The organism is Flavobacterium difficile, assembly GCF_011392115.1.
In the GTDB taxonomy this organism is placed as follows: Bacteria; Bacteroidota; Bacteroidia; order Flavobacteriales; family Flavobacteriaceae; genus Flavobacterium; species Flavobacterium difficile.
Genome location: NZ_JAAJBT010000004.1, coordinates 98,787 through 110,968, shown reverse-complemented (window position 1 = coordinate 110,968; position 12,182 = coordinate 98,787). Strand labels below are relative to the sequence as shown.

Genomic DNA, 12,182 nt, shown 5'->3' with positions numbered 1-12,182 from the left:
TTTTTAATTTTTAAACACAGATTAAAGAAATTTGAGAAATTATTAAAATTTTAAAATTTATTTTTTTTTGAAATTATTAGTGAATATTTTTCTAATAAATTGCGGATCTTTTCCAAAGTTTAGAAGAATTCCGACTTCACAACTAGTTGCTTTTAAGTAATTTAAAATTTGACTTTCGTGAACTTCCAAAAGATATTCTACTGTTTTTAATTCAATAATTACAGAATTATTTACAATAATGTCTGGAACATATGCTCCAACTAAATCATTTTTATAATAAACATTAATTTTTTTCTTGTTTTCAATCTCAAAACCATTCTTTTTTAGTTCAATAAGCATAGCATTATGATAGACTTTTTCGAGAAATCCATAACCTAATTCATTGTAAACATTATAATAAATCCCAATAATTTGTTTTGTTAATTCTTGATGAGGGAAATTTTTCATTTCGTTTATGGCGTTAAATTTTTAATAAAAACAAATCAAAGATTTCTCAAATTAATCAAATTTCTTAAATCCGAGTTTTAAATCTGTTTTAATCTGCGTTTTACGAAGTAAATCCGTTTTATCCGCTTTCTAATATGGCGTATAGTTCTAATCTTTTAAACAAAAAACCAAACCCCAACTTGACTTGGAATTTGGAATTTTATTTTGGAATTTTATAAAATGTTATTTCTTAATCAATCCTAATTCTACTAATCTTTCGTGAAGGAATTCACCCGCAGTGATGTCTTCGTATAATTTTGGATTGTTTTCATCGATACATTCTGGTAAGCAATTTAAATTCATATCACTTACTGGATGCATGAAGAATGGTATAGAAAAACGTGAAGTTCCCCATAATTCTCTAGGAGGATTTACCACTTGATGAATTGTAGATTTTAAACGGTTGTTAGTATGTCTAGATAACATATCTCCTACATTAATCATTAATTCATCTGGTTCTGCCATCGCATCAATCCATTGCCCATCATGATTTTGTACTTGTAAACCTTTACCTTGCGCACCCATTAATAGCGTAATTAGGTTGATGTCGCCATGAGCAGCTGCACGAACGGCACCATCTTTAGGTTCGTCTGTAATTGGTGGGTAGTGAATAGGTCTTAAAATACTATTTCCATCCTTAATGTATTTGTCAAAGTAAAATTCATCTAATCCGATAAATAAAGCTAATGCACGTAGTACATACACTCCTGTTTTTTCAAGCATTTGATACGCTTCTTTACCTGTACTGTTGAAAGTTGGTAATTCAGAAACAGTAACATTGTCTGGATATTCTCCAGCGTATTTTGAACCTTCTGAGACATATTGTCCGAAATGCCAAAACTCTTTTAAATCACCAGCTGAACGACCTTTTGCATGTTCTTTACCAAAAGAAACATATCCTCTTTGTCCTCCAATTCCTGGAATTTCATATTTTTCTTTAGTTTCAACTGGTAAATTGAAGAAATTTCTTACTTCACTATACAAGTTTTCAACCAAATTGTCATCTAAAAAATGACCTTTTAATGCTACGAAACCTATTTCTTCGTATGCTTTTCCGATTTCATTTACAAATTTTTGTTTACGTGCCGGATCATCCGACAGGAAATCACGTAAGTCTACACTTGGAATTTTTTGCATTATAAAAAATTATTTGTTTTCAACTCAGATATTGAGCCGAATTCTTACTAATACAAATATAAAAAAATATTTATTTTATTGAGAAATTTGTTGAAAAGATTGTGAAAATGACGTTTAATTAATTAGAAAACACATAGTTTAAGATGTTCGCACCCATTTTTAAGGCTTTTTCTCTAACAATTGCTGGATCGTTGTGTACTTCTTGGCTTTCCCAACCGTCACCTAAATCACATTCAAATGTATACAAAAGTGCCAATCTGTTTTCGATAAAAATTCCATAAGCCATGGGTTGTTTGTTATCGTGTTCATGGATTTTAGGTAATCCGTTAGGAAAAGAATACGGAGCTTGAAAAATAGGATGTGTTTTTGGAATTTCTATAAGTGGGTTATCTGGATATAATTTTTTAATTTCTTTTCTAACATATTCATCCATTCCATAATTATCATCAATGTGTAAGAATCCACCAGAATTTAAGTAATTTCTAAGATTTTGAACATCATTATTACTAAAAACAACATTTCCGTGACCTGTCATATGAATGAACGGATATAAGAACAATTCGGCGCTACCTACATCTACAGAATTAACCTTAGTATTTAATTTTGTATTGATATTCTGATTGCAAAACTTCACCAAATTAGGTAAAGAAGTCGGATTGGCATACCAGTCGCCACCGCCAGAATATTTTAAAACAGCAATTTCTTGAGAAAATCCCAAGTTCCAAATTAATACAATTCCAAAAGCTATAAATTTATTCATTTTTTAGTACGATTGTATGACAAGCTACTAATGCAGCAGTTTCCGTTCTTAATCTAGTATTTCCCAAAGTTACGGGAATAAAATTATTTTCTAAAGCTAAATTAATTTCTTTTGTTGAAAAATCGCCTTCAGGTCCAATTAATATGATTACGGGTTGGTTTTTTTCTATTTCTTTGGCGAATGACTTTTTATCAGTTTCTTCGCAATGTGCAACGAATTTTTGCCCTTCGTGATTTTTTTTGATGAATTCTGAGAAACTTATGGCTTCATTAATTTTAGGCAAATAATATTGATTCGATTGTTTAGTTGCTGATTGTATGATTTTCTCTGCTCGGTCTATTTTATATATTTTTCGTTCAGAATGGTCGCAAATGATTGGAGTAATTTCATGAATTCCAATTTCTGTAGCTTTTTCTAAAAACCATTCCATTCTGTCGTGCATTTTAGTTGGAGCCACTGCAATGTGCGTGTAAAAAGTTGACGGTTTAAAAAATTGTTCTTCAATGATTTTTACTTCACATTTTTTTTCTAATCCTAAAATTATTTCAGAAACAAATAAAAATCCTAATCCATTAGTAATATGAATCTTATGACCTTCTTTCTTGCGTAACACTTTAATAATATGTTTACTTTCTTCTTTGTCAAAAGTAAACGTTTTATCACCAGATTTTATATCAGAATTATAGAATAATTGCATAATTTTAAAATTCAATTCTTGCTTTAGAAACCACATCAGATGTGCTGAAATTTTCTTCTAAAAAGTTATAGTAACCTACAATTCCGATCATTGCAGCATTGTCTGTTGTGTACTCAAATTTTGGAATATAAGTTTTCCATCCGTATTTGGTTTCGGCTTCTTTTAAGGTTTTTCTGATGCCAGAATTAGCAGAAACCCCACCACCAATTGTGATTTGAGTAATACCAGTTTCGGCTACAGTCAACTTTAATTTATCCATTAAAATTTCTATGATAGTGTGCTGAATTGAGGCACATATATCATTGATATTTTCAGCTATGAAATTCTCATTTTCAGCAACTTTTTTCTGTATGAAATATAAAATTTGTGTTTTTAATCCACTAAAACTAAAATTTAAACCGTCCACTTTCGGTTTAGTAAACGGAAACGCTTTCGGATTACCTAATTGAGCATATTTATCAATTAATGGTCCGCCTGGATAGGGAAGTCCTAATATTTTTGCGCTTTTATCAAAGGCTTCACCAACGGCATCATCTGTAGTTTCACCAATAATTTCTAGATCGAAAAAACTGGAAACCTTTATAATTTGAGTATGTCCTCCAGAAATGGTTAAAGCAATGAATGGAAATGTTGGTTTTTCATACCCTTCTTCCTCAATAAAATGCGCCAATACATGGGCTTTCATATGATTGATAGCAAGTAGTGGAATATTTAAACCCAAACTTAAAGATTTAGCAAAACTTCCACCAACTAACAAAGAACCCATTAATCCAGGGCCTTGTGTAAAAGCAATACAATTTAAATCTGCTTTTGAAATTCCTGCTTTTTTGATAGCCATTTCAACAACAGGAACGATATTTTGCTGATGTGCACGAGAGGCCAATTCTGGAACCACACCACCATATTCTTCATGAACTTTTTGACCAGCAACTATATTTGACAACACTTTATCATTACATAAAACAGCAGCTGATGTGTCGTCACACGAGCTTTCTATGGCTAAAGTGTAAATATTTTTGTTATTTGTAATACTAGGCATGAAATTTGGTATAAAACTATTGTAAATGTCTTACAAAATTGCTTATTTTTGTTGCTATAAGCAAATAAAAATAGATTTGTTTTTCAAAATTAAATAAAAATTATATCAAGTCGGTAAAAAAAATATTTGTTCGTTCCCTAATTGGGATATTACTTTTGTTGCTTATAGTAGCCATACTATTGGCCTTACCCGTTGTTCAAACCAAACTTGGTACCTATGCTACTGATGAACTTAAGAAAGAGTATGGTGTAGACATTACCGTTGAAAAAGTAGCCGTTAATCCGTTTGGAGGTGTTAAATTGAAAGGTGTTTTGGTGAGAGACCATCATCAAGATACTTTAGCACATTTTATTAGAATCCATACTTCTATTTTAAGTTATAAAAAATTATATGAAAAGGGGCATCCTTATTTTGGAGATTTACTTGCGGATGGTTTAAACTTTAAAATCAAGCAATATAAAGGCGAAAAAGATACTAATTTAGATGTTTTTGTAGCTGCTTTTGATGATAAATCCGGAAAGCCATCATCTGGTAAATTTAGACTGAAAATCAATTCGATTTCTTTGAAAAACAGTCGTTTCAGATATATTGATGATAATTTAAAAACACCTCGAGTTCTGGATTTTACGAATCTTAATGGACAATTAGATGATTTTTTTGTAAAAGGAGCGAACGTTTCTTCCTATGTGTATAAATTGTCGTTTAAGGACCATAGAGGTTTAGTAATGAAAAATCTAACTTCGGATTTTACATACACCAAAAAGAATATTTTATTAAATGAATTAATTTTAGAAACAGAAAATTCTTCTTTTAAAGGTAAAACGGAATTGCGTTACAACAGAAAGGACTTCAAAGATTTCAATAATAAAGTAATTTTCGATTTAGATATTAAAGAAGGGAAAATATCTAGTAATGATTTAAATTACTTTTATCCAGAATTCGGGAAAGATCAGAAATTTTATATTGATTCACATATTATTGGAACTTTAAACGATTTAAAATTCGATAATTTAAAGTTTAACGATTTAAATGATAATGAAGTTGTTGGTAATCTTCAATTGAAAAACCTTTTTGGAAAAGGAGATCAGAAATTTTATTTAAAAGGAAGTTTTGACAGACTAACTACTAGTCAGGCTAGTGTAAGCAAAGTTTTACCAAATTTGTTAGGCAAAAATTTACCGAAACAATTGCAAAAATTAGGTCGAGTTGATTTGAAAGGAGATGTAGAATTAACTCAAAAATGGATTATTGCAGATGTAGATTTGTTTTCTAAATTAGGTCATGTGATAGGAGATTTTAAAATGGATAAAATCGATACTATTGAAAAAGCATCATATAAAGGAAATTTCCAATTAGATAACTTTGATTTAGGGGCTTTTTTAGATGAAAAAGATCTAGGGAGAACTTCTGTTGTTTTAGATATTGACGGAACTGGATTTTCTAAGAAATATTTGAATACAAAAGCAAGAGGAAATGTAGGTCAATTTAAATATAATGGCTACACTTACAGAAATATTGATGTAAATGGAACGTTTAAGATGCCTTATTTTAAAGGTTTATTAGACAGTAATGATCCTAATTTAAAAATGACTTTTGATGGCTTAGTGGATTTAAGTCAAAGGAAAAAAGAATACGATTTCAAAGCTAATATCGCCTACGCAAACCTAAAAAAAACCAATTTATATACGAAAGATTCTAAATCAATTTTATCTGGAACTATTCAAATGAAAGCCAAAGGAAATTCTTTGGAAGATTTAGCTGGTATTGTAAATTTAGAAAACATTTCTTATTCGAATCAAAAATCAGATTACTATTTTGACAATGCTTTTGTAACTTCTTCTTTTGATAATCAGAATGTTAGAACCATTACTTTGAATTCATCTGATATGATAGATGGCCAAGTAGTTGGAAAATATCAAACTAAACAAATCAGAAAAATTTTAGAGAATGCTGTAGGTAGTTTGTATGCGAATTACTCACCACATAAATTATCCAAAAATCAATTTTTAGATTTTGATTTTACCATTTATAATAAAATTCTGGAGGTATTTTATCCAGATGTTACCATCTCAGAAAATACAAGAGTTAAAGGTAAAATTAATGCAGATGCAGGTTTGTTTCAATTCGATTTTAAATCGCCTTTTGTAAATGCTTACGAAAATAAATTTAATGGAATAAAAATAGACATCGACAATAAAAATCCATTATACAACGCCTACATAGAACTAGACAGTTTAAATACTAAAAATTATAAAATTTCAGAATTTAGTTTAATTAATTTAACGTTAAACGATACTTTGTTTGCCAGAACTGAATTTAAAGGTGGCGCAAAAGGTGAAGATAAATTTGATTTAAACTTATTCCATACCATTGACAAAAACAAACAATCTGTGGTTGGTTTCAAAAAATCGGATATTACTTTTAAAAATTATCAATGGTATATCAATGAAAAAGAAACAAATGGAAATACTGTGGTTTTTGATAAAGGATTTAAAAATTTTACCTTCAATCAATTAAAATTATCTCATAATGATCAGTTTATTGATTTTAATGGAGTCATGAACGGCAACACATTTAAAGATTTTAATTTTACTTTCAATGATGTCGATATTTCTAAAGTTACACCAGATATTAAAAACTTAACACTCGGTGGCAAACTAAATGGAGATTTAAAATACAAACAAGACAATTTAATTTACGAGCCTTCTACTAATTTAACAGTTGATAGTTTAGTTGTGAATGATATAGATGTTGGCGATTTAAAATTAGACGTTTCTGGAGATGAAAGTTTTAAGAAATTTAATGTTGATGCTGCTATCTTACACGATAATGAAGAAACTTTTTTCACCACTGGAATTGTAGAAATTATCAATAATAAAACAATTTTAAACCTTGATGCAGGATTTGAAAATTTTAATATTAAACCAATTGGTGGATTTTTAACTGGCATTTTAGAGAATGTTAGAGGTTTTGTAAAAGGTCAAGCACATATTGTTGGCTCTTTAGATAATCCTGAAGTTGACGGTGTTTTGTATTTGTCTGATGCGGGAATGAAAGTCCCATATTTAAATGTAGATTACGATTTTGATAAAAATTCAATTATTGACTTAACGGAAGAAAAATTTATATTTAGAGATATTGAAATTCAAGATGTTAATGAAAAAACAAAAGGAATTTTAAGCGGAACCATTTCTCATGATAAATTTGCCGATTGGGAAATGGATTTAAAAATTGCTTCAGATAGGTTATTGGTTTTGGATACCAAAGATTCGGATGATGCTTATTACTACGGAACTGCATATTTTGACGGTTATGCTACCATTGAAGGAGCAATTGAAGCCTTAGTGATCAATGCTGAAGGAGAAAGTGCTAAAGGAACATCAATTAAAATACCTGTTAACGATTCTGAAAGTGTGAGTGATAATGGCGTGGTTCATTTTACAACTAGAGAAGAAAAATATGGAATTAACAATGTAAATAACAAACCCACAAAAACCTATCAAGGAATTGATTTAAATTTTAATTTCGCTATTACTCCAAATACTGAAATTGAAGTTATATTAAATAGAGATACAGGCCATTCCATGAAAGGAACTGGAAACGGTTCAATGAACATGAACATAAATACGCTTGGTAAATTTCAAATGACAGGCGATTTTATTGTGTATAAAGGCGAATACTTATTCAGATATGGAAGTATAATTGACAAGAAATTTATAGTAAAAAAAGGAGGTACTATTAGTTGGGAAGGAGATCCGCTTGGTGCTAAACTAAATTTAGAAGCTGTTACAACAAATATTACAGCTAATCCTAATGTGTTATTAGAAAATTCTAGTTTTAATAAAAAAATTCCAACAGAAGTTAGTATTTTAATCTCAGGAGAATTAAATGCGCCACAATCTGATTTTAATATCAATTTTCCTAATGTAAATTCTGTTTTAAAAAGTGATTTAGATTATAGACTCCAAGATAAAGATTTTAGACAACAACAATCTTTTGCTTTGTTAGCAACTGGAGGTTTTTTTGCTGATAAAGACACCAATTTTTTTGGTTCCTTATTTGAAAAGGCTAGTAGTATTTTTGGGGAAGTACTCTCAGATGGTGAAAACAGATTAAAATTGGGTGTCAATTACGAAATAGGTAATCCGAGACAAGAAATCTCTGACAGAGCTTTAGTTACCTTAACCACTCAAATTAATGATAGAATATCTATAAATGGAAATGTTGGTGTTCCTGTTGGTGGCATCAATCAATCGTATGTAGTTGGAAATGTAGAAGTAGAGATGCGATTAAATGCAGATGGAACATTAACCGCTCAAGTTTTTAATAAGGAAAACGACTTAAATTCGAATACAATAGGTCAAAATGTTGGTTATACACAAGGAATTGGTTTGTCTTATAGTGTAGATTTTGATGATTTTAAAGAATTACTTCATAAGTTGTTTCAATCGCAAAAAAATAAAAATAATTCGGACAATCCTATCGACGAATCAGACGATTCTGAAACCAATCCAGAATTTATTAACTTCATTGAAGAAACAAGAAAAAGACAAATCAAAGAAGAGAAAAAAGCAGATCCCAAAAATAGAGTGCCAGATATTAATGATTTAAACTAATCCTTTAGCATTCATTAAATATCTCTTTCAAATTTCAAATTGCATCAATTCACATTAAGAATACGTTTACAGATTTCCTTTATTATATAGAAATTTATTAACGAAATCGTTTGAAAGTAATATTATGGTAAAAAATAAGTCTTTTTTTAGCATAATATGTAATTTCCTTTGCTAATTTTACAAATAATATAATTGAATATGTCTACAACAATTAAAAAAATAGGAGTTTTAACTTCAGGAGGAGATTCTCCAGGAATGAATGCCGCCATCAGAGCAGTTGTTCGTGCTTGTGCCTACTATAACGTGGAATGTGTGGGTATTTATCGCGGATATCAAGGTATGATTGAAGGCGATTTTAAAGCTATGGGACCACGTGATGTAAAAAACATTATTAATAAAGGTGGAACAATATTAAAAACAGCTCGTTCTAAAGAATTTATGACGCCAGAAGGTAGAAAAATTGCTCATGACAATCTAAAAGCCAGTGGTGTAGATTCATTAGTGGTTATTGGAGGTGATGGTTCTTTTACAGGAGCAGAAATCTTTAATGAAGAATTCGGTTTTTCTGTAATAGGAATTCCAGGAACTATTGATAACGATATTTTTGGAACAAGTCACACTTTAGGTTACGATACTGCTTTAAATACAGTTGTTGAAGCTATTGATAAAATTAGAGATACTGCCAATTCTCACAACCGATTGTTCTTTGTTGAAGTAATGGGTAGAGATGCAGGTCATATCGCATTAAACGCGGGAATTGGAGCAGGAGCAGAAGAAATTTTAATTCCAGAAGAAGCATTTGGTTTAGACAGATTAGTAGATTCTTTAAAGAAAAGTAAAGAATCTGGAAAAACTTCAAGTATTGTAGTTGTTTCTGAAGGAGATAAAATCGGTAAAAATGTTTTCGAACTTAAAGATTATGTAGAAGAAAACATGCCAGAATATGATGTTCGAGTTTCGGTATTAGGTCACATGCAACGTGGTGGTGCTCCATCTTGTTTTGACAGGGTTTTAGCATCTAGATTGGGTGTTAAAGCAGTAGAAAGTTTACTGGAAGGAAAATCTAATTATATGGTCGGTTTGCAATATGATAAAATTACACTAACACCTTTAGAGCAAGCCATCAAAGGACAAAGTGAAATTGATTTAGAACTTGTAAAAGTTTCGGATATTGTTTCTTCTTAGATGAGAGCCGAGTAGAAAGAGACAAGGAAAAAGAGCAAAGGAAAAAGAGCCAAGTAAAAAGAGCCAAGTAAAAAGAGCAAAGTAAAAAGGAAAAAGAGCCAAGGAAAAAGAGCCAAGGAAAAAGTAGAAAGAGACAAGTAGAAAGAGCCAAGTAAAAAGTAGAAAGTAGAAAGTAGAAAGTAGGGAGTAGAGAGTAAAAAGAAACTTTTTTACAACTTTACAGTCATGATTCTTGAGAGATTAAATGATTATAGTAAAAATCAAATATTTATAAATAATTCAAATAACAAAACGATTCCATCGGAATCAAATATTTAAATCATATGTCAATAGTAAAATTAGGAATAAACGGATTCGGAAGAATTGGTAGAATTGTTTTCAGAGAAACTTACAACAGAGATAATGTAGAAGTTGTAGCTATAAACGATTTATTAGATGTAGAACATTTAGCGTATTTGTTAAAATATGATTCTGTTCATGGCCGTTTTGCAGGAAAAGTTGAAGTTAAAGATGGTAAATTATATGTTAACGATAAATATATTCGTGTTACTGCAGAAAAAGATCCAACCCAAATTAAATGGGATGATGCTTCAGTAGATGTAGATGTTGTAGCTGAATGTACTGGTTTTTTCACAACAAAAGAAACAGCAAGCGCGCACATAACTGGTGGTGCTAAAAAAGTTATTATTTCTGCACCTTCAGCAGATGCTCCAATGTTTGTAATGGGTGTAAATCATGAAAATGTTACTGCTGCTGATACTGTAGTTTCCAATGCATCATGTACTACAAACTGTTTAGCGCCTCTAGCAAAAGTAATTCACGATAATTTCGGAATTGTAGAAGGTTTAATGACAACGGTTCACGCTTCAACTTCCACTCAAATGGTTGCTGATGGTCCTTCAAGAAAAGATTGGAGAGGTGGTCGTGCCGCTTCAGTAAATATCATTCCATCCTCAACAGGTGCTGCAAAAGCTGTCGGACAAGTTATTCCAGAATTAAATGGAAAATTAACTGGAATGTCTATGCGTGTTCCAACTATTGATGTTTCTGTAGTTGATTTAACAGTGAAATTAGCAAAAGAAACTACTTATGATGACATCATGAAAGTTTTAAAAAATGCTTCTGAAACGTCTATGAAAGGTATCTTAGGTTATACTGAAGATTTAGTTGTTTCTCAAGATTTTGTATCTGATACAAGAACTTCTATTGTAGATGCAAATGCAGGAATTGGATTAAATTCGACATTCTTTAAAATTGTTTCTTGGTACGATAATGAATATGGGTATTCAAGTAAATTAATTGATTTAGCAGTATACATTCACGCTGTAAAATAATTTTATAATGAAGTGATTTGTTTTTATTAACGAATCACTTTTTTTATTTTTACCAATCACTAACCAAACTAAAATGAAATTACTTGTAGATAGCGGTTCCACAAAAGCCGACTGGATTGCCATTGATACCAACGGGAAAGTTTTATTTACTACCCAATCTTTAGGTTTAAACCCTGAAGTTTTAACTAAAGAAGAAATTATTGCTCGTTTAGAAGATAAATTTGATATTTCTCACAACAAAGAAAAAGCAGATTTTTTATATTTTTATGGCGCAGGCTGTGGAACTGATAGAATGAAAAACTTTTTAACTGAAGTTTTTCAAGAATACTTTTCAAATGCAAAAGTTTCAGTATATGAAGATACTTATGCCGCTGTATTTGCCACGACTCCGAAAAATGAAAAAGCAATTGTATGTATCTTAGGAACTGGCTCAAATTGTAGTTATTTTGATGGAAATGTGTTGCACCAAAAAGTGCAATCACTCGGTTATATTGCCATGGACGATTGTAGTGGAAACCGTTTTGGTCGCCATTTAATTAGAGCGTATTATTTCAATAAAATGCCTAAACATTTAGCAGAAAAATTCGAAAAAGAATTCGATTTAGATGCAGATGTAATTAAACATAATTTTTATAAACAACCCAATCCAAACGCTTATTTAGCCACATTTGCAGAGTTTTTAATTAAAAATAAAAGCGAAGCTATTTGTCAAGGATTTATTCGTGAAGAAATGGTAGCTTTTGTTGAAAATTATATCATGCAATTTGAAAATTATAAAGAAGTTCCAGTTCATTTTATTGGCTCCATTGCATTTTATTTAAAAGATGAATTAGAAGCAATTTTAAAAGAATATGAAATAAAAATCGGGAATGTGTTAAGAAGACCAATTGATGGTTTAATTGAATTTCATGTTGCCAATAACTAAAAT

At 30.4% G+C, this 12,182-nt stretch carries 9 protein-coding genes; 4 read left to right on the top strand and 5 right to left on the bottom strand.

Annotated elements, in window-relative coordinates; translation table 11 throughout:
- Positions 1-57 precede the first annotated feature (57 nt).
- The 5 genes from G4D72_RS08120 to tsaD form a co-directional block, all read right to left on the bottom strand.
- Positions 58-447, bottom strand: coding sequence for a GxxExxY protein (locus G4D72_RS08120; protein WP_166077168.1), 390 nt, complete (start codon positions 445-447; stop codon positions 58-60).
- Positions 448-669: 222 nt separating this feature from the next.
- Positions 670-1,623 (bottom strand): isopenicillin N synthase family dioxygenase, encoded by a 954-nt coding sequence (locus tag G4D72_RS08115; protein WP_166077167.1) that lies wholly within the window; start codon positions 1,621-1,623, stop codon positions 670-672.
- 118 nt (positions 1,624-1,741) lie between these two features.
- Positions 1,742-2,383, bottom strand: a complete 642-nt coding sequence (locus tag G4D72_RS08110) for a DUF4159 domain-containing protein (protein WP_166077166.1) — start codon at positions 2,381-2,383, stop codon at positions 1,742-1,744.
- Positions 2,376-3,080, bottom strand: coding sequence for a 16S rRNA (uracil(1498)-N(3))-methyltransferase (locus tag G4D72_RS08105; RefSeq protein ID WP_166077165.1), 705 nt, complete (start codon positions 3,078-3,080; stop codon positions 2,376-2,378). The genes G4D72_RS08110 and G4D72_RS08105 overlap by 8 nt, the downstream gene beginning before the upstream one ends.
- 4 nt (positions 3,081-3,084) lie before the next feature.
- Positions 3,085-4,119: a tRNA (adenosine(37)-N6)-threonylcarbamoyltransferase complex transferase subunit TsaD gene (gene tsaD / locus G4D72_RS08100; RefSeq protein WP_166077164.1), complete on the bottom strand. Its 1,035-nt coding sequence runs from the start codon at positions 4,117-4,119 to the stop codon at positions 3,085-3,087.
- A 74-nt stretch (positions 4,120-4,193) separates the two neighbouring features.
- On the opposite strand from tsaD, the gene G4D72_RS08095 reads away from it, so the two are divergent.
- From G4D72_RS08095 to G4D72_RS08080, 4 genes are all read left to right on the top strand, one after another.
- On the top strand, positions 4,194-8,735 hold the full coding sequence (locus tag G4D72_RS08095; protein ID WP_449528519.1) for a translocation/assembly module TamB domain-containing protein: 4,542 nt from the start codon (positions 4,194-4,196) through the stop codon (positions 8,733-8,735).
- A gap of 198 nt (positions 8,736-8,933) precedes the next feature.
- Complete coding sequence (gene pfkA, locus G4D72_RS08090) at positions 8,934-9,920, top strand: 6-phosphofructokinase (RefSeq protein WP_166077163.1); 987 nt, start codon at positions 8,934-8,936, stop codon at positions 9,918-9,920.
- A gap of 323 nt (positions 9,921-10,243) precedes the next feature.
- The gene (gene gap, locus G4D72_RS08085; protein ID WP_166077162.1) at positions 10,244-11,254 is read left to right on the top strand and encodes a type I glyceraldehyde-3-phosphate dehydrogenase; all 1,011 of its coding nucleotides are present in this window, start codon (positions 10,244-10,246) and stop codon (positions 11,252-11,254) included.
- 73 nt (positions 11,255-11,327) lie between these two features.
- A complete protein-coding gene (locus G4D72_RS08080) occupies positions 11,328-12,179 on the top strand; it encodes a BadF/BadG/BcrA/BcrD ATPase family protein (protein ID WP_166077161.1) in 852 nt (283 codons plus the stop codon).
- The last annotated feature ends 3 nt before the right edge of the window (positions 12,180-12,182 follow it).